Raw genomic sequence first — 23,677 nt, forward strand, 5'->3', positions numbered from 1 at the left:
AATCATAGTTAGCATTATTAATTACTAAATATAAATATATTCATAAATAAAATGATATTTAAAGTAAAATACTTAAGGAGCGGGTGAAATAAAAGGAAGCACATTGTTTTTATTTATTATGATTAATTTTTTATAAAAAAATGTATTTGTTAAGGATTTTTAAAAGATTACTTGAATGAGGTAAGTAAAGATTAACGAAAAAGTTAAAATAATAACAAAATTAGAAGTTTTTTGTTTGCTATAATTTCCTTTTTTTGCTAATATTATTAGTAGTACGTTATATATAATATAGATACAATTTTTAAATAGGGGGTAAATTAAATGAGTGAAAAATGCTGTTGCGGGACTGATAAATGTCAAGACTTCAAAGAGCTTGATCCCGTATTAGAAAAATATGCCAAAGTACCTGGTAGTTTAATTACAATATTGCAAAAAACTCAAGATATCTATGGGTACATTTCAATTGATGCAATGAATTATATTTCTGAAGCTACAGGTATAAAAACAGCCAAAATTTATGGTGTTGCAACATTCTATGCACAGTTCAGATTACAACCAATAGGAAAATATTTGGTAATGTTATGTCAAGGAACTGCATGCCATGTTAATGGTTCTGAGATGATAGAAGAAGCTGTATGTGAATTTTTAGGAATTGAAGATGGGCAAACAACAGAAGATGGAATATTTACATTAAATAATGTTGCATGTTTAGGATGTTGTTCATTAGCACCTGTTATGATGGTTAAAAGTGCAGATGGTGATGAAACTTATGGAAACTTAACTAAAGATTCTGTTAAAGAAATATTAACAGAAATTAGAGAAAGATCATAGGGGGTGAAAAGTGATGAAAGTTATAATCGGTCAAGGTAGTTGTGGTGTTGCAACTGGTGCAAAAAAGACAGCAGCAGAGTTTGAGAGACTTATTGGAGAAAAAGGGTTAGATATAAAGGTGGATATTACTGGTTGTGTAGGTACTTGTTACCTAGAGCCAATTGTAGATATATATGACGATAATGATGTTATGACAAGATATGTGAAAGTGAAACCTGAATGTGTTTCAGAAATAGTAGAAAAACATCTTGTTAATGGGGAAATAGCTAATGATTTAGCAATATCAGATGAAGATAAATTATTTATAGAAAAGCAACAAAGAGTGGTACTTAGAAATTGTGGTTTAATAAATCCAGAAAAAATAGAAGAATATATAGCTGTTGGTGGTTATGAAGCAACTAAGAAAGTAGTTACCTCTATGAGTCAAGAAGATGTAATAGAAGAAATAAAAGTTTCAGGACTTAGAGGTAGAGGTGGAGCAGGTTTCCCAACTTGGTTTAAATGGAATGCTGCACTACAAAATAAAGCAGATCAAAAATACATAGTATGTAATGCAGATGAGGGTGACCCTGGTGCATTTATGGATAGATCTGTTTTAGAAGGTGACCCACATTCACTTATAGAAGGAATGATTATAGGCGGATATGCAATGGGTGCAACTGAAGGTGTTATATATGTTCGTGCTGAGTATCCACTAGCTATACATAGACTAGAGATAGCTATGGCTCAAGCTAGAGAAAAAGGATATTTAGGTAAGAATATATTGGGTTCAGGATTTGATTTTGATTTAAGAATAAAAGCAGGTGCTGGAGCTTTCGTTTGTGGTGAAGAAACTGCACTTATAGCTTCTCTTGAAGGAGAGAGAGGAATGCCAAGACTTAAACCACCATTCCCAGCAGCAAAAGGTTATTGGCAAAAACCTACAAATATAAACAACGTGGAAACGTATGCAAACGTTTCTTGGATAATAGTTAATGGTGGAGCTGCATTTGGTTCAATGGGAACTGAAAAGAGTAAAGGTACAAAAGTATTCGCTCTTGCAGGAAAAATCAAAAAGGGTGGACTAGTTGAGGTTCCAATGGGTCTTCCGCTTAAAGATGTTATATTTGGAATAGGTGGAGGAATAAAAAAAGATAAAGCATTCAAGGCTGTTCAAATGGGAGGGCCATCTGGTGGTTGCATACCAGCTGCTTTAATAGATACTCCTGTTGATTATGAAAATATTAATAAAACTGGGGCTATAGTTGGTTCTGGTGGTATGATTGTAATGGACGAAACTACTTGTATGGTAGATATGGCAAGATATTTCCTAGATTTTACTAGAAAAGAATCTTGCGGTAAATGTAACTACTGTAGAGTTGGTACTAAGAGAATGCTTGAAATATTAGAAAGAATTACTAAAGGTGAAGGTAAGGATGGAGATATAGAACTTCTTGAAGAATTAGCAATGAAGATAAAAGATGGTTCTATGTGTGGACTTGGTCAAACTGCTCCTAACCCTGTTCTTACAACTATTAAATATTTTAGAAATGAATATGAAGACCATATTTACAATAAAAAATGTACAGCTAAATCATGTAAAGCTTTAATTTCATTTAATATAACTGAAGATTGTAAAGGATGTACAGCTTGTGCTAAAAAATGTCCTGTTGGCGCAATATCTGGTGAAAAGAAAGAAATGCATGTAATAGATCACGATAAATGTATAAAATGTGGTAAGTGCGAAGAAACTTGTAAATTCGGCGCAATAGTTAGAGACTAGGGGAGGAGGATGATAATATGAATAAATTCAGATTAAATATAGACGGTAAAGAAGTATTTGGTTTACCAGGTCAAACAATTCTTGAAGTTGCAAGAGAAAATGATGTTTTCATTCCTACTCTATGCTACGATGAAAGAACTAAAATATATGGTTCATGTGGTTTATGTGTAGTTGAAATAGAAGGAATGCCTAAAATGGTGAAAGCTTGTGCTACTGAAATTTCGCCTAATATGATAATAAAAACTAATACTGAGAGGGTTATAGAATCTAGAAAAACTAACTTAGAGTTATTATTATCTAATCACGTTGGTGATTGTAGACCACCATGTGTTCTAGCTTGTCCTGCAGGAACTGACTGTCAAGGATATGTTGGATTAATAGCAAATGGAGAATATGATGCTGCTATAGAATTAATAAAAGATAGAATACCATTACCTGCTGCAATAGGTAGAGTATGTCCTCATCCTTGTGAAGAAAAATGTAGAAGACAACTTATAGAAGAACCAGTATCTATCGCTTGGTTAAAAAGATATGCTGCTGATAAAGATTTAGAAAGTGAAAATCCATTTATACCAGAAATAGCTGATGAAACTGGAAAATCAGTTGCTATTATAGGTGGTGGACCAATGGGTCTATCTGCTGCATACTTCTTAAGACAAATGGGACACTCTGTTACTATAATAGAATCTATGCCAAAGCTTGGTGGTATGCTTCGTTATGGTATACCAGAATATAGACTTCCAAAAGCTGTTTTAGATGAAGAAATAGCTTTAATAGAAAGTATGGGTGTTAAAATGATACCTAATACTAAAGTTGGTGTTGATATACCATTTGAAACTATAAAAGAAGACTATGATGCTGTACTTCTTGGAATAGGTGCTTGGGTATCTACTGGTGTTAGATGCAAAGGTGAAGATAGTGAAGGAGTTATAGGTGGTATAGACTTCCTTAGAAAAGTTGTTAGAAATGAAGAAATAAAACTTGGTGAAAATGTGGCTATAGTTGGTGGTGGTAATACTGCAATGGATGCTTGTAGAACTGCTGTAAGACTAGGGGCTAAAAAAGTTTATAATATATATAGAAGAACTAAAAATGAAATGCCAGCTGATATGGTAGAAATAGTTGAAGCTGAAGAAGAAGGAGTAATCTTCAAAAATTTAACTAATCCTATTGAAGTTATTGCAGACGAAAATGGAAGAGTAAAACAAGTAGTACTTCAAGTTATGGAACTTGGTGAGCCTGATAGTTCAGGAAGAAGAAAACCAATACCAGTAGAAGGAAAAACTGAAACTATAGATATAGATACTATGATTTTAGCTATAGGTCAAGCAGTAGATGCTTCTAAATTCGAAGGAATGGATAAAACTAGAAAAAATGCCATAGCTTACGATAAAGATACATTTATGACTAGTATGGAAGGTGTATTTGCAGGTGGAGACTGTGGTAACGATAAGATATCAATAGCAGTAGAGGCTATAGCAGATGCAAGAAAAGTATCAAACTCTATAGATGCTTATTTAAATGGTGAAGTATTAAAATATGAAAAACCATTTGTTGTTGAAAGATTTGATATAACTGAAAAAACATTTGAAGATAGAGAAAGAATGTGTAGACCAGTTATGGATCAATTAGAAGTAGAGGAGAGAAAAGATAACTTTACTGAAGTAGTATTTGGATATGATGATGATCAAGCACTAAAAGAAGCTTCTAGATGTTTAGAATGTGGTTGTCATGACTACTTCGAATGTAAATTAATAGATTATGCTAATCAGTATGATGTTCACCCAGAAAGACTTGCTGGTGATAAAAATGTAATAGAATTTGAAGATGATCATCCATTTATAGTAAGGGACCCTAACAAATGTATACTTTGCGGACTTTGTGTAAGAGTTTGTGATGAAGTTATGGGTGTTGGTGCTTTAGGTCTTGTTGATAGAGGATTTGATACAGTAGTTAAGCCTTCTCTAGAAAAACCTTTAGCTGAGTCTGGATGTATATCTTGTGGACAATGTGTAAGTGTTTGTCCAACAGGAGCACTTCAAGAAAGACAAAGTGTAGTTAAAGAAGTTCCACTAGATACAGATGTAACAGATACAACATGTTCATTCTGTTCAGTAGGATGTAGCTTACATTTAGAAACTTATGGAGATATGTTAATTAAGTCTAATCCAGATAAAAATGGTCCAGTTAATAAAGGATTATTATGTGGTAAAGGTAAGTGGGGATTTGATTGTGCTTCATTAGAAGGAAAATTAACTAATCCACTTATAAAAGGTGAAGATGGATTTAGAGAAGCCAATTATCATGAAGCATTAGTACTTACTGCTAAAAAAGCTGAAAGTATAGCTGCTAAATATGGTAAAGATGCAGTGGCTGTTGCTATATCTGATAGATTTACAAATGAAGAAGCTTATGTAATGAAAAAATTAGCTGATACAATGGGAGTTAGAACACTTTGCTTTAATAACGTGGAAAGTGGATTAGAAAAAGTTTTAGGTCTTGATGCTTCTCCTAATACAATAGATGAATTATTATCTACAAATGTAATAGTGGCATTTGGATTTGTAATGGAAAATAACCCAGTAATCCAACTTAAGTTAAAACAAGCTGCTGAAAATGGAGCAAAAGTATATGTAATAAATCCAGAAGGCTATGCTGTAAATAATTTTGATTTTGCTACAAAGGTTGTATATGTTGAAAATGATGTTAAGGCTGTTAAAGAAATGGCTAAAGCTTTAATAGAAATAGGCAAAGTATCATCATTAGATAATTTTGAAGAATTTAAAGCTTCACTAGAGGGTGTTTGTGTAAGTGATGAAATAAAAGAAATAGCAGGTGCTTATGCTAATGCTAAAAAAGCAATGTTAGTATTCCAACAAAATGTGGTATCTGTAGAAGCTGCTACAATGATAGCAAATATAGCTTTACTTTCAGGACATATAGGTGCACCTAGAGATGGTATACTTCAAATAAAAGCTAAAAACAATTCACAAGGATTAATAGATATGGGAATTAAAGCTGGAGCAGAAGCTATGGATGGTGTTAAAGCTCTTCTATGCTTTGGAGAAAATCCTATGACTAATTTATCTAACTTAGAATTCTTAATGGTATTAGATACTCATATGACTGAGACTTGTGATATAGCTGATGTTATATTCCCAGGTACAGGATCAGCTTCAGTAAACGGAACATTTACTAATACAGAAAGAAGAATTCAAAGTGTAAATGCTGCTATAGATGAAAATGTATTATCTAACTTTGAAGTTGCAGCTGAAATTGCTCATGTATACGAAGTAGATTTTAATTATAGAGATAGTGCTGATATAAGCATTGAAATGGAAGATGTTTTACCTAAATATAAATATGCTAAACTTGGAGAAGTATATGGTAACGTATTATCTCCGGTTGATGCTAAATTTGTAGTTGTAAATGATGGTGAATTTGTAAGTGTTCACAACTGTACAGATAATTTAATGAATGTTATAAATGAAAGATTACCTAAACAAGTTAAATGTGAACATAAAAATATTGCATATAATGCTTAAATTATAAAATACAAATTTTAAATTAACAAATAAAAAGGATCACTTTTAAGTGATCCTTTTTTAGTTGGTAATTGTTTGGAATTATTTATTGTTTTCTATAGCCTTATCAGCATAAGTTGTTGTTACTAGTGAATCATAAGGTACTTTTTCGTTTAATTCTCCGCCTTCAATCATAACATCCATTAATCTGTTTAAGCTATCTTCTTTTAGAAGAGGATCTGATGCCCATGCATCTATTTCTTTATATTTATGAGCAACAACTTCTAGATCTTCTAGTGAATTATCTTCAAAGAATGGTTGCATAGCTTTAGCAATTTCTTTATCAGATGCTTGTTGAACCCATTGTTGACCTTTATATAAGGCATTAGTAAATCTTTGTATTAAATCAGAATTTTTATCCATATATGATTTAGTAGCACTATAGCAAGTAAAAGGTATTTCACCAGCATCTTGACCAACAGATGCTACAATATAACCTGCACCTTCTTTTTCAAGTTGAGTTGCTGTAGGTTCAAATGCAGTAGTATAATCAGCTTCACCAGCAGCAAATGCGCCTGCCATTACGCCAAACTGAACATCTGTACGCACCTTCACTTCACCTTTAGATGTATCTTCACCAATAGTTAAATCTTTATTTTTTAATAAGTATTCCAATGTCATTAGAGGAACTCCACCAGCTCTTCCGCCTAATATTTCTTTTCCTTCTAAATCTTTATAGGTAAAATTATCATTTTTTTCTCTAGATACTATAAAACTTCCATCTCTTTTAGTTAATTGTGCAAAGTTAATAGCATAATCGTCGCTACCTTGTTTATACACGTATATGGAAGCTTCAGGACCCATAAGACCAATATCAGCTTCTCCTGAAATTACTGCAGCCATAGTTTTGTCAGCACCTTGTGCATCGATAAGGTCTAATTCAATTCCTTCCTCTTCAAAGAATCCCTTAGTAATTGCTGCATATTGAGGTGCATAGAATACAGAATGTGTTACTTCTGCCACAGTAACTTTATCCAACTCTTTTTCCTTTTTAGCTTCATTGCTTGAAGAACAACCAGTAAGGCAACAAGCTCCTAGAGAAAGAGCACTTGCAAGAGCAATAATCTTTTTATGCATATATCCATCCCCCTATAAATTTGCGATAATATATTATATTAAAAGAGGTAAGAATGTGTTACAAAAATTTTCTTCGCTTAAGCCACTGAGTGGCGCTATGAAATTTTAGGAAACAGATTTGCTAAAAAATAAAAAGAACATATGAATTATATGTTCTTTTTATGGTATCTAATATATTTAATTTAATAATTTAATTCTATTTTATTATTTTCATTTAAGTATTTATTGTCTTCCATAGGAATATCATCAAAAATAAATTGTTTTAGAACTACTACTGAGTTTTTATCATATAACCATACCCAGCCGGCATCTTTATATTTTCCACCTTTTGAGTGAACCTCGTCGATTATAGGGAATTGACCTTGTTTAATAGTACCATTTTTTGAAAGAATATTATATGCTGATGTACCTAAATTTAATAATTCTATAGATCCCATATTAGTACTTACGCAAGGAAGTAAAGATTTTATTAAATTAGGATAATCTGATATGGAGGTGCTCTTTAATTTTGATGCTACTCCCATTATTACTTTTCTCTGTCTGCCATCTCTATAAATTGCACTGTCTATGTCTCTAATTCTACAATAAGATATGGCTTGATAACCAGTTAATGTTTGCATACCAGATCCTGGAATTAACTTCATTTCACCTTTGTTAGGATTATCATAAGACTCATATGTAGATGGTATGAGCTTATTTACTGCTTTCATTTCTTTTTCTGTTATATCTACTTCCACTCCTCCAATTTGTGTGATTACATCCATTAAACCTTCAAAGTCAATTTGAATAAATTTATCAATTTCTATACCAAACTCATTACTTATTGTTTTAAATAATAATTGTTCTTTACCCCAAAAGTAAGAGGCATTAAGTTTACCCATACCTTCCCCTGGTATTTCAACGTAAGTATCACGTGCTAGAGAAGTTAATTTCACACTACTGTGGGTATTATCAATAGTAAGTATCATCATACAGTCAGATCTGTATGCACTTTCATTTTCTCTACCATCAGTTCCGAGTAATAATATGTTGGTAACACCATCTATTTGTTCACTAGTATTTACATTATTTATTTTGTAATAAAGAAATCCAAAAAGTGCAATAGGTAATAATAAAAGTATTAAAACTAAAGCTATAATAATTTTTTTTCTACGCGACATATTTTCACCCCTTTATAATAGAACTAAAAATATAATTTATATAAAGTACTTAATAATTTAAAGAAATATTATTGTTATTAAGTAAATACTCATTATCTTCCATGTCTATATCATTATATATAAAATCTCGAAGTACACATATAGAATTAGTGTCATACAACCATACCCAGCCTGAATTACCATATACACCACCTTTTGAATGTATCTCATCTGTAATAGGGAATTCCCCTTCCTTTAAAGCGTTTTTTAATGATTTACCAGATAAAATGTTGTGTCCTGTATATGCAAGACTAGTAATTTCATTAGATGTTAAATTTGTAGTAACATAAGGAGTTATAGCATCTATTAGTTCTGGATATTTTGTAAATGATACATTTTGATATTTTTTCATAATGGCATTAATGACTTTTCTTTGTCTACCATCTCTAAATATGGCGCTGTCACTTTTTCTAATACGACTGTAAGATAGAGCTTGATATCCATTTAGAGTTTGTTTTCCTGGCTCTTTTATTAATTCCATCTCTCCTTTGTTAGGATTTTTACAGAACTTATAGCATTCTGGAATGAATTTGTTAACTTCTTTTATTTCTGATTCCTTTATATTTAGCTGAATACCATCTAAAGCATAAATAATATCCATTAAAGAAGTAAAGTCTACAATAACATATTTATCAAGACCTATACCAAATTCATTTTCAATAGTTTCAAATAAAAGATCTTCTTTTCCCCAAAAATAAGCTGTATTTAATTTTCCTTTATCTCTTCCTGGAATACTAACATAAGTATCCCTTGCTAAAGAAGTAAGTTTAATATTTTTATTTTTGTTATCAATAGTTAAAATAATCATAGAGTCTGTTCTAAAAGCAGTTTCATTTTTTCTACCATCAGTTCCAAGCAATAAAATATTAGTTATTCCATCAACTTCTTTAATTTTAGACTTATAAGTTGATGCTACTGTTACATCTTTTAATTTGTATTGTACATATCCGTAAATTGATAAAGGTATTATAATTAAAATGGATATTATACATAAAACAACCTTTTTATATTTTGACATTTTCCTCACCCAATCTGATTTATATTTATAGTAAAAATTATAACAATACAAATATACAAGGGCAAGAAATAATTGAATAATTTTCCAATTTATGAGTTTAATCCTTATGAAAATCAATATTAAAGTTATTTAACAAAATATTTGTAATCGCTTTCAAAATGGTAATAAATGGAATATAATTATAGTGACAGTGTGTCAAAAAATTAATAGGGGGAAATAAAGGAATGAAAAAGATCTTATCTGTTTTACTATCTTGCGTTCTAGGATTTGGTTTAGTTGCATGTAATAATTCATCATCAGATGAATCTAGTAGTAAAGGTAAAGAAATTGCAATGATAACTGATATAGGAACAATAGATGACAAATCATTTAACCAAGGTACATGGGAAGGTATAGTGGCTTATGCTGAAAAAAATAACATTACGCATGAGTATTACAAACCAACAGAACAGTCTACTGATGCATATTTGGCATCTATAGATTTAGCTGTTAAAGATGGTGCTAAGGTAGTAGTTACTCCAGGATATTTATTTGAAGAACCTATATACATAGCACAAGACAAATACCCAGATGTTAATTTCATATTAATTGATGGAAATCCACATGATAAATCTGGTAAAGATTATAAAACAAATAAAAATACTGTAGGTATTGTATTTGCAGAAGAGCAATCAGGATACTTAGCTGGATATGCAGCTGTAAAAGATGGATATACAAAACTTGGATTTATGGGTGGTATGGCAGTACCAGCAGTTACTCGTTATGGATATGGTTTTGTACAAGGTGCAGATGATGCTGCTAAAGAAATGGGAATTGATAAAGTTGATATGAAATATCATTATACTGGAGGATTTGATGCTACTCCAGAAGTTCAAACATTAGCTTCATCTTGGTATACTGATGGAACTGAGGTAATATTTGCATGTGGTGGTGCTGTAGGTAACTCTGTAATGTCTGCTGCTAAAGCAATCGATGGTAAAAAAGTTATAGGTGTTGACGTTGACCAAAGTAGTGAATCTGATACAGTAATAACTTCTGCAATGAAAGGTTTATCATCAGCAGTAACACAAACATTAGAAGAATATTATAATGATAAGTTCCCAGGGGGAGAATCTTTAGTACTAGGTGCAGATAAAGACGGTGTTAAACTTCCTATGGAAACTTCTAAATTTGAAAAATTTACTCAAGCAGATTACGATAAAGTTTATAAAGATTTAGCAGATGGAAAAATCAAACTTCAAAAAGATGATGTTAAAAAAGCAACAGATCTAGATGTTAGTGTTGTGTCTGTAAAAGTAGTAAAATAAGTATATTTTTATAAACTAGTAAAAAGTCAGTTCTTTTGAGCTGACTTTTTTACATACTAGAATATTACCAAAATTTGTAAAAAAACTTTTTTTCTTGTATAATTATAATAAACAAATATTTAGTAAGGAGATATATATGGAACATATAATAGAAATGCTACATATAACTAAAGAATTTCCTGGAATAATAGCAAATGACGATATTACTTTACAACTAGGCAGGGGAGAAATACATGCTTTATTAGGAGAGAATGGAGCAGGAAAGTCTACACTTATGAGTGTGTTATTTGGTTTGTATCAGCCAGAGCAAGGTATAATTAAAAAAAATGGAAAAGTAGTAAACATAAAAGATCCAAACGATGCAAATGATTTGGGTATAGGTATGGTTCATCAACATTTTAAATTAGTTCATAACTTTACTGTATTACAAAATATAATTTTAGGTGTGGAAACTACAAGTCATGGACTTTTAAAAATGGATGATGCCAGAAAAAGAGTTATGGAATTATCGGAGAAATATGGATTAATGGTTGATCCAGATGCCATTATAGAAGATATAACAGTTGGAATGCAACAACGTGTAGAAATATTAAAAATGCTATATAGAGATAATGAAATACTAATATTTGATGAACCAACGGCAGTACTTACACCTCAAGAAATAGAAGAGCTAATGAAAATAATGAGAAGCTTAGCTAATGAAGGAAAATCTATTTTATTTATTACACATAAATTAAATGAAATAAAAGCGGTGGCTAATAGATGTACAGTTCTTAGAAAAGGAAAATATATTGATACTGTAAATGTAAATGAAGTCACAAAAGAAGAGTTATCAGAAATGATGGTAGGACGTAAAGTAAACTTAAATATAGAAAAAGGTTCCAAGCAAAGTGGAGATACTGTATTGGAAGTTAAAAATCTATCTGTAAATTCAAAAGTAAATAACAAAAAGCTTGTTGATAATGTATCTTTTAGTGTGAAAAAAGGTGAAATTGTATGTATAGCAGGGATTGATGGAAATGGTCAGTCAGAACTAGTATATGCTCTAACAGGACTGGGTCCAATAAGTAGTGGAAGTATTATTTTAGATGGAAGTGACATTACCCATGATAGTATTAGAAAGAGAAATATGAAAGGAATGGCACATATACCTGAAGATAGACATAAAGATGGATTAGTTTTAGATTATACATTAGGTGAGAATCTTATGTTAAAAAGATATTATACAAAGGATTACCAAAATAAAGGATTTATAAATTTTCAAAATGTAGATAAATATACAAATAAATTAATTAATCAATATGATATTAGAAGTGGTCAAGGTACGAAAACTAGTGCAAGAAGTATGTCTGGAGGTAACCAACAAAAGGCTATTATAGCTAGAGAAATTGATTTAGATCCACAAATATTGATAGCTGTACAACCTACTAGAGGTTTGGATGTTGGTGCCATAGAGTATATACACAAACAATTGATAGAAGAAAGAAATAGAGAAAAAGCTATTTTACTTGTTTCATTGGAGTTAGACGAGGTAATGAATTTAAGTGATAGAATACTAGTAATTTATGAAGGTAAAATAGTGGCAGACTTAAATCCAGAAGAAGTAACAGTTCAGGAATTAGGTTTATATATGGCAGGGTCAAAAACACAACTTAAAAGTGAGGTGAGTGCTCATGAATAAGTTAAATAAACTTATACGTAGCAATGGATTTAATAATGCAATGTCTTCTATATTTGCCATACTAATAGGACTTGCTTTTGGTTTTATAGTTTTATTAATAAGTGATCCATCTCAGGCAGTAAATGGATTTTGGATAATACTTCAAGGTGGATTTAGTACGGGAGCAAAGGGAATAGGTCAAGTTTTTTATTTTGCTACACCATTAATACTTACTGGACTTTCTGTTGGATTTGCATTTAAAACAGGATTGTTTAACATAGGTGCCCCAGGTCAATTTATAATGGGAGCATTTGCAGCTGTATTTGTAGGAGTTAGATGTACTTTTTTACCAGCACCATTTCATTGGATGGTAGCATTACTTGCTGCAGCTATTGTTGGTGGGCTTTGGGCACTGATTCCAGGAATATTAAAGGCTTATTATAATGTACATGAAGTTATAGCAACTATAATGATGAACTATATAGGAATGTATTTATGTAATATGTTAGTTAAATTATTTATATATGATTCTAACAAATCATTGTCTATGAATTGCTTAGAAAGTGCTGATTTACCAAAATGGGGACTAGATAATATCTTTTGTAATGTTACGGGTAATTACAAAGATATATCCACAGTAAATGGAGGAATAATCATTGCTATTTTTGTAGCTATTTTAATTTATATTGTATTGAATAAAACAATTTTTGGATATGAGCTAAAAGCTTGTGGATTCAACTCAAGTGCTAGTAGATATGCAGGTATAAATGAAAAAAGAAATATTGTTTTATCTATGGTAATATCAGGAGCTCTTGCAGGTCTAGGTGGTGGACTTCTTTATTTATCAGGAGCAAATGGTAGACATATTAAGGTGGTAGATGTTTTAGCAGTTGAAGGATTTAATGGAATACCTGTAGCATTGCTTGGTCTATCAAATCCAATAGGAATAATATTCTCTGCAATATTTATATCTTACTTAACACTTGGAGGAAACTACTTACAAACACTTAACTTTATGCCAGAAGTAATAGATATTATTATAGCTTGTATAATTTACTTTAGTGCTTTTGCATTATTCTTTAGATCAATATTACCAAGAATATTAAAAAAGAAAGATTCTAAAAAAGAAAAGCATTCTGAAAAACAAATTGCAGAAGCTACGAAAGGGAGTGAAGAGTAATGGATATACTATTTTTAATAGTACAACAAACGATGTTCTTTTCCATACCTTTATTAATAGTTGCACTTGGAGGAGTATTTACAGAGCGAAGTGGAGTTACAAATATAGCCTTAGATGGAATTATGATTATGGGTGCTTTTACTAGTATTTTATTTATTAATATGATGCAAGACAAAATGAGTGGTCAATTTCTATTAATTATTGCCATACTTATTTCTGTAATAACAGGAATGATATTTTCTTTATTACTGGCATATTCAGCAATAAACATGAAGGCGGATCAAATCATAGGTGGAACAGCATTAAATATGTTTGCACCAGCTTTTGCTATTTATGCAGCTAGAATGATTCAAACAAATGGGGTACAACAAATTGCTTTTGACAATACTTTTAGAATACCTTCAGTACCAATACTTGGAGATATACCAATAATAGGGGACCTATTTTTTAAGAATTGCTATATAACAACATATATAGGTATTGGAATCTTAGTAATATCTATTATAGTGCTTTATAAGACAAAGTTTGGACTAAGACTTAGAGCATGTGGAGAGCATCCTCAAGCAGCTGATTCAGTTGGTATTAATGTTTATAAAATGCGTTATGCTGGAGTATTAATTTCTGGAGCATTGGCAGGGCTTGGAGGATTAGTTTTTGTAATACCAACATCTACTAATTTTAATGCAACAGTTTCTGGATATGGTTTCTTAGCACTTGCTGTTATGATATTTGGGCAGTGGAAACCTTTAAGAGTATTATTTGCAGCATTTTTCTTTGGATTAATGAAGACTATTGCTTCAGCTTACTCTGTAATACCTTTATTATCCAGCTTAAATATACCAAGTGATGTATATAAGATGATTCCTTTTATAGCTACTTTAATAGTACTAGCATTTACATCTAAATCATCACAAGCACCAAGAGCGGTGGCACAACCATACGATAAGGGAAGTAGATAGGCAGAAAAAAAAGTATTGCTTTTAAGCAATACTTTTTTTCTATCCCTTTATTCTTCTTTGTCTATAATAATAGAACTTTTCTATTAGATTAACAATTTCGTACATACCCCAAGCACAAACCGCTAACACAAATACACCCATCATGACAACATCAAGTTTAAATACTTGACTTCCATATACGATTAAATAGCCTATACCATATCTGGATACCAAGAATTCACCAACTATTACACCTACCCAAGCCATACCTATATTTATTTTAGTAAGGTTTATTAGGTTACCTATATTACCAGGCAAAATTAGTTTAAATAATATTTGACTCTTTGTAGCACCGAAACTTTTTAACATTTTAATTTTTTCTTCGTCCATATTTTTAAAATAATTATAAGCTGATAAAATTGTTATAACTATGGCAATAGCAACTGCAGTAACAACTATACCCTCAATACCTGCACCTACCCATACGATTATAATAGGAGCAAGGGCTGTTTTAGGTAGTGCATTAAGAACTACTAAGAATGGGTCTAGTATTTTAGCTAAGGTGTCTGACCACCAAAGCATTATAGCTATTAATATTCCTAAAGTACTACCAATAATTAAACCTAAAACTGTTTCATAAACTGATATCCATACATGTTTCATTAAGGTTCCGCTCGTAATATATGATATAAATAGTTTATAAATATCAGATGGTTTACTAAATAAAAAAGTACTGATAACATTGTTGTTTGCTAATACTTCCCATAATGCGAAAAAACCTATTAATAAAACTACTTGTATTATTAATATTCTAATTTTTTTAATTTTAACATCTTTTAAATATTTTTCATATTCAGCAGATTTTTTATTGAATTTCATTATTATCTAGCTCCTTCCATAATAAGTCAAAGTAAGTTTGAAATTTAGGGACTTTACGAGATTCAAATGGTGTTTTTGATTCACCAAGCCCCAAGTCTATATCATATTCACTCTTTATAGTAGAAGGACGCTTTGAGAGTACTGCCACTTTGTCACCCATTGCTATAGCTTCACTAATATCATGAGTCACCAAAATAGCCGACTTGCCCTCATTTTTGATTATCTTATAAACATCATCACTTACAAGCAATCTTGTTTGATAATCTAGCGCAGAGAAGGGTTCATCAAGCAAAAGTACATCTGGATTTACTGATAAGGTACGAATAAGTGCCACTCTTTGTCTCATACCTCCGGATAATTCTTTAGGATACATATTTCTAAAATCCCATAAGTCATAAGTTTTTAATAACTCTTCAACTCTTTCTATAGCTTTAGAATCTTTGTTTTTTTGTATTTCAAGACCTATAGTAATATTGTCCATTATACTTCGCCACTCCAGTAAATGATCCCTTTGGAACATATAGCCAATTTTTCCATCAATAATCACATCACCACTAGTAGGCTTTAAAAGTTTTGTAAGTATATTTAGGATGGTTGATTTTCCAGAACCAGATGGTCCAAGTAGTGCTAAAATTTCACCTTGTTGCAGAGAGAAGTTTATATTTTTGAGAACTTGGAGTTCTCCTTCCTTTGAATAAAAGTTTTGACAGAGGTCAGTAACCTTTATAATTTCATCCATTTAAGTCACCCCCATGAAGATTAATACTATATATTATTCTATTAATAGTTGATGGGATTTGTACCAGTTTTTAACTGAATAAATATTGATAGTTTTTAAATAGATATTAAATGATTAAATATAATGAAAAATAACAAAACATAATAAAACAAAACAAAAAGTAATAAAAATATTAAAAAAATGTAGCGAAAGAGAATGAAAAACAATATTATTAACTTAAGGGGTGAAAAAAATTGTGGGAATTTTATGATAGTTTAATAGAGAAAATACCGGAAAATATAAAAGTAAAAGAGTTAGTTATTGGATCAGAGTTTACAATGGTAATAACTGATTATGGAGCAGGAATTAGTCGTTTATTGTATGATAAAAGATTTTCCTTTGATAAAGATATAAAGAAAAATATGTCTTTAAAAGATTTATGTAAGGGGGTAAAATCATGGAACTTTATAGAAGCTAGCTTGGGGTTAGCAGCAATCAATTCTTATTATAATCAGAAACTTCAAAATAAATCCTTAAGTTTAGAAGAAATTAAACATCCATTCATTTCTATGATTGATGACTCATCTAAAAAAATTGCCATAGTTGAAGGTAGCATGGAAAATAAAAATAAAATTAAATCAAAATATGATGTAGATTTTTTTAGCAGAAAAATGGAAGAAGGAGATTATAGCATAGTAGCTTATAACTACTTAATTGAAAACTATGATACTACATATTTGGGAGGCGACTTAATAATAAATAAGCATTTAATAAAAATAGCAGAGGATTCATATAGTAAAGAAAGTATCATTTGTGATATTTCTACACCTTTATCCTTGGATTTTAGTCTACTTGGAATAAAAAATATAGGTGGATTTATAGTAAAAGACATTGATAAATGCCTTAATTTAGTGAAATTAAATGCTTCTTATGATGAAATAGCAAAAACAGGTACTATGATGAAAATAGTAGGATGTAAAGGGGATAAAATAAGTGGAAGAAAGTAATAGATATAATAAAATAATTATATTTTCTTTAATATTAATATTGATTATCTCAATATTAATATCTTTTGCCCTTGGAAAATATCCAATTGAGCCTAATCAAGTTTTTGGAATACTATTATCTAAAATTAGTAATATAGATAAATTTTGGACAGACAGTATGGAAACCATATTTTTCAAGGTTAGATTTCCAAGAATAATATTAGCTTGTTTGGTAGGGGGATGTTTAGCAGCTGCAGGTGTATCTTATCAATGCATATTCTTAAATCCTATGGCAGCACCTGATATATTAGGTGCATCTTCAGGAGCTGCATTTGGAGCCGCTTTAGCAATATATCTATATAAAGGCGGAAGACAAGTTACAATAAGCGCTTTTATATTTAGTTTAATTACTGTATTTTTAGTATACATAATAAGTCAAAGAACCAAAGGAAATAAGGTTCTAGGTTTAATATTATCAGGTATTATGGTAAGCTCATTGTTTTCATCAGGAACATCTTTTATAAAGCTTGTTGCAGACCCTAATGATCAGTTACCAGCTATTACTTACTGGTTAATGGGAAGCTTGTCGGGGACTAAAGGGGCAGATGTGAAATTTGCAATTATCCCAATGTTAATAGGCATAATACCTTTGATACTTATTAGTTGGCAAATAAACATATTAACAGTAGGAGAAGAAGAAGCAAAGACTATGGGCATAAACACCAAGCTTATAAGATTTGTAACTATTATATGCGCTACACTTTTAACTTCAGCTAGTGTGGCAGTAAGTGGAATGATAGGCTGGATTGGACTTGTAATACCACATTTGTCGAGACGATTAGTTGGAAATAATTTTGTTTATTTACTTCCAACTTCCGCCATATTTGGAGCTTCATTTTTATTATTAGTAGATAATGTATCTAGAAATCTATGGACTAGTGAAATACCAATAGGAATATTAACGTCATTTATCGGCGTACCATTTTTTATTTATTTGATTACAAGAAGGGGTGATTAATAATGATTTTAGAAGTTAAGAACCTTACTTATTCTTATAGAAATCATAAAGTGCTTAATAAGGTGTCCTTTGATGTAAAAGATAGTCAGTTATTATGTATTTTAGGTCCAAATGGAGCTGGAAAAAGTACAATGTTTAAGTGCATACTTCAGCTATTAAAAGATTATAATGGAGAAATATTATTAGATAATAAAAACTTAAAAAATTATAAAATTCAAGAACTATCAAGAAAAGTTGCTTATATACCTCAATATCATAACCCTGTATTTAGTTATTCTGTTACAGAAATGGTACTAATGGGTACTACATCACAAATTTCACCTATGTCTAAACCTAGCAAGGAACAAATTAAAATAGTTGAAGAATCATTAGATAAAATAGGGATTTCTTATTTAAAAGATAGAAATTTTATTAATTTAAGTGGAGGAGAAAGACAACTTGTTTTAATTGCAAGAGCTTTAGCTCAAAGAGCAAAAATACTTGTTATGGATGAACCAACATCAGACTTAGATTATGGAAATCAAATTAGGGTGCTAAATACAGTAAAACAATTAACAAAAGAAGGATATATAATCATACAGTCAACACATAATCCAGACCAAGCCTTTTTGTATGCAGATAAGGTTTTAGCTTTATACAATCACAAAGTCTTAGACTTTGGAACACCTAAGTACATAATTAATTCAGGACTAATAAAAAAATTATACAACGTAGATGTGGAATTAAATAGCTTATATGATGATAAGATCAGAATCTGTATACCAAAAAGTGTAATAATATAAAAATATCTAAGGGGGAGTAAGATGAAAAAGAAATTAATATCACTATTATTGATATTATGTTTATCAATAACATCTTTAGTGGGATGCTCATTATCTAATGATGAAAAAGAAAAGGAAAGTAAAAAAACAATAAAATTCACTGATTCAGTAGGACGGGAAGTTGAAGTTCCATCAAATATTGAAAAAATAGCTCCATCAGGAAGCTTAGCACAAATTGTACTGTTCTCAGTGGCACCAGATAAATTAGTTGGTTTGTCTGGAGAATGGTCAGAGGACTCTAAGGACTACATAGATAAAAAATATACAGAGTTGCCTATATTTGGACAATTTTATGGTAAGGGTGACTTAAATATGGAAGCTCTTGCAGCTGCAGAGCCACAATTAATTATTGATATAGGTGAGAAGAAAGATGGTATGAAAGAAGATTTAGATTCTATACAAGAACAAACAGGAATCCCTACTATATTTGTGGAAGCAACAACTGCTAATATGTCAGATTGTTACACTACATTAGGTAAAATATTAAATGTAGAAGATGATGCTAAAATATTGGCAGATTATTGTAAAATTACTTATGATTCTACTGTAGAAACTATGGAAAAAATAGGCGATAAAAATAAAGTAAATCTTGTTTATTGCTTAGGTGATACAGGAACTAATGTAATAGCAAAAGGTTCTTTCCATTCAGAAATTATAAACTTACTTGCAAACAATGTGGCTGATCTTAAAGAACCATCAAGCAAAGGTGATGGAAATGAAGTTTCATTGGAACAGTTGTATATATGGAATCCAGATGTAATAATATTTGCTCCACAAAGTTTATATAGCCAAGTAGGAAATCAAAGTGAGTGGCGAAAACTAAAAGCAATATCTAGTGGTAAATACTATGAAGCGCCAAGTATACCATATAACTGGATGGGATTTCCACCTTCTGTAAATAGATATATGGGAATGATTTGGTTATCTGAAACACTTTATCCAGAAGAATTTAATTATGATTTACAAGAAAAAACTAAAGAATTCTACAAATTATTCTATCATGCTGATTTAAGCGATGAACGATATAACGAATTAACTAAAAATGCTATTAAATAATTGTATTTATTAAAAACAATAAGAAAGTAGGGGCCTCCTACTTTCTTTTAAAAAGGGGAATTAATATGAAACTAATAACAGTGGCAGGACCACCATCATCAGGAAAAACATCAGTTATTCTTCATTTAATAAAATCATTAGAATTAGAAAAGGAGAAGGTTGGAGTTGTTAAATTTGACTGCCTTACATCTTTTGATCATATTAGATATGAAGAAAATAATATACCTGTTGAAATTGGACTTTCTGGAAAGATTTGTCCGGATCATTTTTTTATTAGCAATATTGAAGATGCACTTTATTGGTCTGAAAAATTGAAGCTGGATATTTTGATTACTGAAAGTGCAGGACTCTGCAATAGATGCTCACCATACATAAAAACTATACCAGCTGTATGCGTAATTGATAATTTATCGGGAATAAACACACCTAGAAAAATTGGACCAATGTTAAAATTTGCCGATATTGTTGTAATAACTAAAGGTGATATAGTATCACAAGCTGAGAGAGAAGTTTTTTCCTTTAATGTACGACAAGTAAATTCTAAAGCAAAAATAATTTTTATAAATGGTATAACAGGACAAGGAATACTTTTATTAAAAAAATACTTAGGAGATATAAAAGATATAACAACTCTTAGAGAAAAACAATTACGTTTTACTACACCAGCTTCTGTATGTTCTTATTGCACAGGAGAAACTAGAATTAGTGAATCTTATCAAATGGGAATGATAAAGAAAATGGAGTTTAATTATGAGAAATAATAATTATGAAGAAATACTTAATATGACCATAGGGGAGATTGAGAATAATTATCCTATGGCTTTTGATTTTTTCTTAAATTACAATTTAAGTTACGTGAATAAAAATATTATTTTTAAGGATTTAATAGAGTCTTTAAATGATGAGTTTTATATTAATTTTGGTATGGAAAAAGAAGAATTATATACTAAACTAATTGAGTTCTTAAAGGAATTTGCTCAAAATATAGAAATTGTAAACATAGATAGTATTACAATTAATGGTGGCTACAACAAATTAAAAGAAGAAGAACAAAACTCCATAACGATTTATCCAGGAGAGATCATAAGTATTGTTGGGCCTACAGGTTCTGGTAAAAGTAGATTGCTAGAAGATATTGAGTGCTTAGCTCAAAGAGATACTCCAACAAATAGACAAATATTAATAAATGGTAAAATTCCAAGTGATGAAACACGATATGACATGGATGGAAAGTTAGTTGCTCAACTTTCTCAAAATATGAATTTTGTAATGGATTTAACAGTAGAAGAATTTTTACAAATGCACTCAAAAAGTCGTTTTTGTAAAAATCAAGATGACATAGTAAAAAAATGCTTTCATTACGCTAATAAATTGGCAGGAGAAGAATTTGAGCTAAGTACAAAAATAACTCAATTATCAGGAGGTCAATCAAGAGCTCTTATGATATCAGATACAGCTTATATGAGTTATTCTCCAATTGTTCTAATTGATGAAATTGAAAATGCTGGAATAGATAGAAAAGAAGCTATAAGGCTTTTATCAAGAAAAGATAAAATAATTTTAATTTCAACTCATGATCCTATCTTAGCTTTAAATGCTAATAAAAGGATTGTTATTAAAAATGGTGGAATCTCCAAAATTATTACTACTACTAAAGAAGAAAGAGAAAGTCTTGAATATATAGAAAACTTAGATAATATTTTATTGGATTTAAGAAACAAAGTTAGAAATGGTGAAATTTTAAATAAAAAAGATATAGAATGCGTTCTTTTGGGAGAAGGTGAAGGAGTTTGTGGAAGCTTTATGATGATTTAATAGAGGGAATTCCAAAGGATATACTTGTGGAAGATATGGTTGTAGGTCAATATAATTCATTGGTAAAAAGCAGTGTGGGGAGTGGAATAGGTCTTGTTTATTATGATGAAAGCCGACCACCTGACTTTGTAAAAGAGTTTAAAGGAAAAGCTTTATATGAAGTTGCAAAATGTATTAAATCATGGAATTTAACAGAAGCAGGCATAGGGTTAGCTGCAATCAATTCTTATTATAATAGTATTGAAGTTGTTAAATCAAGAAATATAAAATTAAATAATAATAACTTTGTAGAAGATAGAATCAACGATCCTTTTATTTCTTATCAAAATCTTATAAGAGGAAAGAAAGTATCTGTTGTGGGGCATTTTCATTACTTGGAACAATTATTTGAACCTGTATGTGATTTATCAATAATAGAAAGTGAAAATATAATTGGAGATTATCCAGAAACAGCGGCACCATATATTCTTCCAAGTCAAGACTTTGTATTTTTACCTTGTTATTCTATCTGTGATAAAACATTGCCTTGGTATTTAGAATTAAGTAAAAATGCTTATGTAGTTTTAGTTGGTCCAGCTACAACTATGTCACCAGTGCTATTTGATTATGGAATAAATGATTTATCTGGATTTGTAATTAAAGATGATAATAAGGCTATGAGCATAATAAGTGGAAATGAGAGAAATAACATGTTTTATAGCACAGGTCAAAAGATAAACTTAAAATATGGAGGAAATATTTAAATATGAGAATGAATTGGAATGATACCACTATAAAATCATTTGTAAGTGCAAGTGAATACACTGGTTTTCATGAAGAATTGGCTAATCAAATAAGGCCATATATTAAAAATAGTAAAACTTTGTGTGATATAGGGTGTGGGTTAGGTCTTATTGATATGCATTTAAGTAAAGACTTAGATTATATTACCTGTGTTGATATAAATGAAAATGCAATTAATTACTTAGAAAAATCTATAAAAGAAAAAAATATAAAAAATATTAAATGTATTGTTAAAGACTTTAAAGAAATAAATTCAAAATTTGATATTATATTAATTTCATTTTTTGCTTATGAAGACTTGAAATATTTCTCAAAATCTTGTGATAAATTAATTGCAGTTGTAAATGATAAAACTACAACGCACATTCCGGTATCAAAGAAAAAAATGGAGGTAATTAATCAACATAGTTCAAAAAATTTAAAGAAGCTATTGGATGAAAAGAAAATCAATTATGAAATGATACCACTTAGCATGGAGTTTGGACAAACATTTACCGATGATGAGGATATAGCAAGATATGCAAAGTCTTATGATGAGGATAAGGAGTATGAATCTATTTACAATCATATTAAGAATAAAGTAGTCAAAGGGGATAAAGTAAGGTATTATCTTCCATACGAAAAAAATATATCTATTTTTATAATAGATTTTAATAAATTATCGCTTTAAATCACTGTGTGAGCCTTATGAAATTTTAGGCAACGACCTTGCTCAAAATATACTTTTTTACATTTTTAAAGTTGTTAATATCACTTACTTACATGAATTATCTACACTCGTAAGACTGTTATAATACCATAATAAGTAGAAAAACATCAGATAGATAAATTGAACTGCACCCTTCATGTGGAACAATATAAAACAACCTAGGCTACCTTTTTCTTGTATTTTACAGGAGAAAGGTAGTTTAATTTTGCCTGTATTCTTTCTTTGTTATAATAATCTATATATTGAGATACAATTTCAATCACCATTTTACTTGATAAATTCTTTAATCCTTGAGAATAGAATGCTTCTGTCTTCAATGATGAAAAGAAACTTTCC

General features: G+C 30.3%; 21 protein-coding genes. 15 read left to right on the forward strand and 6 right to left on the reverse strand.

What is annotated here, in order from left to right:
* The first annotated feature begins 321 nt into the window (after positions 1 to 321).
* From nuoE to QX51_RS03675, 3 genes are read left to right on the forward strand one after another with little or no spacing between them, the layout of a single operon-like run.
* Complete coding sequence (gene nuoE / locus QX51_RS03665) at positions 322 to 831, forward strand: NADH-quinone oxidoreductase subunit NuoE (protein WP_039678563.1); 510 nt, start codon at positions 322 to 324, stop codon at positions 829 to 831.
* Positions 832 to 844: 13 nt separating this feature from the next.
* A complete protein-coding gene (locus tag QX51_RS03670; RefSeq protein ID WP_039678564.1) occupies positions 845 to 2,593 on the forward strand; it encodes an NADH-quinone oxidoreductase subunit NuoF in 1,749 nt (582 codons plus the stop codon).
* Between the two features lie 17 nt (positions 2,594 to 2,610).
* A complete protein-coding gene (locus tag QX51_RS03675; protein ID WP_039678565.1) occupies positions 2,611 to 6,138 on the forward strand; it encodes a molybdopterin-dependent oxidoreductase in 3,528 nt (1,175 codons plus the stop codon).
* An 81-nt stretch (positions 6,139 to 6,219) separates the two neighbouring features.
* On the opposite strand, the gene QX51_RS03680 is transcribed toward QX51_RS03675, so the two are convergent.
* The 3 genes from QX51_RS03680 to QX51_RS03690 form a co-directional block, all read right to left on the reverse strand.
* Complete coding sequence (locus tag QX51_RS03680; RefSeq protein ID WP_039678566.1) at positions 6,220 to 7,254, reverse strand: ABC transporter substrate-binding protein; 1,035 nt, start codon at positions 7,252 to 7,254, stop codon at positions 6,220 to 6,222.
* 182 nt (positions 7,255 to 7,436) lie between these two features.
* A complete protein-coding gene (locus tag QX51_RS03685) occupies positions 7,437 to 8,414 on the reverse strand; it encodes an LCP family protein (RefSeq protein ID WP_039678567.1) in 978 nt (325 codons plus the stop codon).
* Between the two features lie 49 nt (positions 8,415 to 8,463).
* Positions 8,464 to 9,471: an LCP family protein gene (locus QX51_RS03690; RefSeq protein WP_039678568.1), complete on the reverse strand. Its 1,008-nt coding sequence runs from the start codon at positions 9,469 to 9,471 to the stop codon at positions 8,464 to 8,466.
* Positions 9,472 to 9,695: 224 nt separating this feature from the next.
* On the opposite strand from QX51_RS03690, the gene QX51_RS03695 reads away from it, so the two are divergent.
* The 4 genes from QX51_RS03695 (at position 9,696) to QX51_RS03710 (ending at position 14,577) form a co-directional block, all read left to right on the forward strand.
* Positions 9,696 to 10,778, forward strand: a complete 1,083-nt coding sequence (locus QX51_RS03695; protein ID WP_039678569.1) for a BMP family lipoprotein — start codon at positions 9,696 to 9,698, stop codon at positions 10,776 to 10,778.
* A gap of 136 nt (positions 10,779 to 10,914) precedes the next feature.
* On the forward strand, positions 10,915 to 12,459 hold the full coding sequence (locus tag QX51_RS03700; RefSeq protein WP_039678570.1) for an ABC transporter ATP-binding protein: 1,545 nt from the start codon (positions 10,915 to 10,917) through the stop codon (positions 12,457 to 12,459).
* Positions 12,452 to 13,618, forward strand: a complete 1,167-nt coding sequence (locus QX51_RS03705) for an ABC transporter permease (protein ID WP_039678571.1) — start codon at positions 12,452 to 12,454, stop codon at positions 13,616 to 13,618. The genes QX51_RS03700 and QX51_RS03705 overlap by 8 nt, the downstream gene beginning before the upstream one ends.
* Positions 13,618 to 14,577, forward strand: a complete 960-nt coding sequence (locus QX51_RS03710) for an ABC transporter permease (RefSeq protein WP_039678572.1) — start codon at positions 13,618 to 13,620, stop codon at positions 14,575 to 14,577. The genes QX51_RS03705 and QX51_RS03710 overlap by 1 nt, the downstream gene beginning before the upstream one ends.
* Positions 14,578 to 14,616: 39 nt before the next feature.
* On the opposite strand, the gene QX51_RS03715 is transcribed toward QX51_RS03710, so the two are convergent.
* Both QX51_RS03715 and QX51_RS03720 read right to left on the reverse strand, forming a co-directional pair.
* Positions 14,617 to 15,435 (reverse strand): ABC transporter permease, encoded by an 819-nt coding sequence (locus QX51_RS03715; protein WP_039678573.1) that lies wholly within the window; start codon positions 15,433 to 15,435, stop codon positions 14,617 to 14,619.
* Complete coding sequence (locus QX51_RS03720; RefSeq protein ID WP_039678574.1) at positions 15,422 to 16,174, reverse strand: ABC transporter ATP-binding protein; 753 nt, start codon at positions 16,172 to 16,174, stop codon at positions 15,422 to 15,424. Before QX51_RS03720 ends, QX51_RS03715 begins: the two co-directional genes overlap by 14 nt.
* 233 nt (positions 16,175 to 16,407) lie before the next feature.
* Here QX51_RS03720 and QX51_RS19335 point away from each other — a divergent pair, with 233 nt between their 5' ends.
* From QX51_RS19335 to QX51_RS03760, 8 genes are all read left to right on the forward strand, one after another.
* Positions 16,408 to 17,160 carry an enolase N-terminal-like fold-containing protein gene (locus tag QX51_RS19335; RefSeq protein ID WP_052232863.1) on the forward strand — a complete coding sequence of 251 codons (753 nt, stop codon included), beginning with the start codon at positions 16,408 to 16,410 and terminating at the stop codon, positions 17,158 to 17,160.
* Positions 17,147 to 18,157 (forward strand): FecCD family ABC transporter permease, encoded by a 1,011-nt coding sequence (locus QX51_RS03730; RefSeq protein ID WP_039678575.1) that lies wholly within the window; start codon positions 17,147 to 17,149, stop codon positions 18,155 to 18,157. The genes QX51_RS19335 and QX51_RS03730 overlap by 14 nt, the downstream gene beginning before the upstream one ends.
* A 2-nt stretch (positions 18,158 to 18,159) precedes the next feature.
* Entirely contained in the window at positions 18,160 to 18,939 is a 780-nt protein-coding gene (locus QX51_RS03735; protein WP_039678576.1) for an ABC transporter ATP-binding protein, read from the forward strand.
* A 21-nt stretch (positions 18,940 to 18,960) separates the two neighbouring features.
* Positions 18,961 to 20,034 carry an ABC transporter substrate-binding protein gene (locus QX51_RS03740; RefSeq protein WP_039678577.1) on the forward strand — a complete coding sequence of 358 codons (1,074 nt, stop codon included), beginning with the start codon at positions 18,961 to 18,963 and terminating at the stop codon, positions 20,032 to 20,034.
* Positions 20,035 to 20,099: 65 nt separating this feature from the next.
* On the forward strand, positions 20,100 to 20,795 hold the full coding sequence (locus tag QX51_RS03745; protein ID WP_039678578.1) for a GTP-binding protein: 696 nt from the start codon (positions 20,100 to 20,102) through the stop codon (positions 20,793 to 20,795).
* Complete coding sequence (locus QX51_RS03750; protein ID WP_052232864.1) at positions 20,785 to 21,849, forward strand: ATP-binding cassette domain-containing protein; 1,065 nt, start codon at positions 20,785 to 20,787, stop codon at positions 21,847 to 21,849. The genes QX51_RS03745 and QX51_RS03750 overlap by 11 nt, the downstream gene beginning before the upstream one ends.
* Complete coding sequence (locus QX51_RS03755) at positions 21,825 to 22,592, forward strand: Rossmann-like domain-containing protein (protein WP_039678579.1); 768 nt, start codon at positions 21,825 to 21,827, stop codon at positions 22,590 to 22,592. The genes QX51_RS03750 and QX51_RS03755 overlap by 25 nt, the downstream gene beginning before the upstream one ends.
* A gap of 2 nt (positions 22,593 to 22,594) precedes the next feature.
* On the forward strand, positions 22,595 to 23,302 hold the full coding sequence (locus QX51_RS03760) for a class I SAM-dependent methyltransferase (RefSeq protein WP_052232865.1): 708 nt from the start codon (positions 22,595 to 22,597) through the stop codon (positions 23,300 to 23,302).
* A 197-nt stretch (positions 23,303 to 23,499) separates the two neighbouring features.
* Here the strand turns inward: QX51_RS03760 and QX51_RS21755 are convergent.
* Positions 23,500 to 23,677: IS3 family transposase (locus QX51_RS21755; RefSeq protein ID WP_152607204.1), on the reverse strand; the 178-nt coding region annotated here is incomplete at its 5' end.

The sequence above is a fragment of the Terrisporobacter othiniensis genome (assembly GCF_000808015.1).
Lineage (GTDB): Bacteria > Bacillota > Clostridia > Peptostreptococcales > Peptostreptococcaceae > Terrisporobacter > Terrisporobacter muris.

Bases quoted from the DNA above. Each gene is read 5' to 3' on its own strand.
- nuoE (WP_039678563.1), top strand. From the start codon at position 322: ATGAGTGAAAAATGCTGTTGCGGGACTGATAAATGTCAAGACTTCAAA.
- QX51_RS03670 (WP_039678564.1), top strand. From the start codon at position 845: ATGAAAGTTATAATCGGTCAAGGTAGTTGTGGTGTTGCAACTGGTGCA.
- QX51_RS03675 (WP_039678565.1), top strand. From the start codon at position 2,611: ATGAATAAATTCAGATTAAATATAGACGGTAAAGAAGTATTTGGTTTA.
- QX51_RS03680 (WP_039678566.1), bottom strand. From the start codon at position 7,254: ATGCATAAAAAGATTATTGCTCTTGCAAGTGCTCTTTCTCTAGGAGCT.
- QX51_RS03685 (WP_039678567.1), bottom strand. From the start codon at position 8,414: ATGTCGCGTAGAAAAAAAATTATTATAGCTTTAGTTTTAATACTTTTA.
- QX51_RS03690 (WP_039678568.1), bottom strand. From the start codon at position 9,471: ATGTCAAAATATAAAAAGGTTGTTTTATGTATAATATCCATTTTAATT.
- QX51_RS03695 (WP_039678569.1), top strand. From the start codon at position 9,696: ATGAAAAAGATCTTATCTGTTTTACTATCTTGCGTTCTAGGATTTGGT.
- QX51_RS03700 (WP_039678570.1), top strand. From the start codon at position 10,915: ATGGAACATATAATAGAAATGCTACATATAACTAAAGAATTTCCTGGA.
- QX51_RS03705 (WP_039678571.1), top strand. From the start codon at position 12,452: ATGAATAAGTTAAATAAACTTATACGTAGCAATGGATTTAATAATGCA.
- QX51_RS03710 (WP_039678572.1), top strand. From the start codon at position 13,618: ATGGATATACTATTTTTAATAGTACAACAAACGATGTTCTTTTCCATA.
- QX51_RS03715 (WP_039678573.1), bottom strand. From the start codon at position 15,435: ATGAAATTCAATAAAAAATCTGCTGAATATGAAAAATATTTAAAAGAT.
- QX51_RS03720 (WP_039678574.1), bottom strand. From the start codon at position 16,174: ATGGATGAAATTATAAAGGTTACTGACCTCTGTCAAAACTTTTATTCA.
- QX51_RS03735 (WP_039678576.1), top strand. From the start codon at position 18,160: ATGATTTTAGAAGTTAAGAACCTTACTTATTCTTATAGAAATCATAAA.
- QX51_RS03740 (WP_039678577.1), top strand. From the start codon at position 18,961: ATGAAAAAGAAATTAATATCACTATTATTGATATTATGTTTATCAATA.
- QX51_RS03745 (WP_039678578.1), top strand. From the start codon at position 20,100: ATGAAACTAATAACAGTGGCAGGACCACCATCATCAGGAAAAACATCA.
- QX51_RS03750 (WP_052232864.1), top strand. From the start codon at position 20,785: ATGAGAAATAATAATTATGAAGAAATACTTAATATGACCATAGGGGAG.
- QX51_RS03760 (WP_052232865.1), top strand. From the start codon at position 22,595: ATGAGAATGAATTGGAATGATACCACTATAAAATCATTTGTAAGTGCA.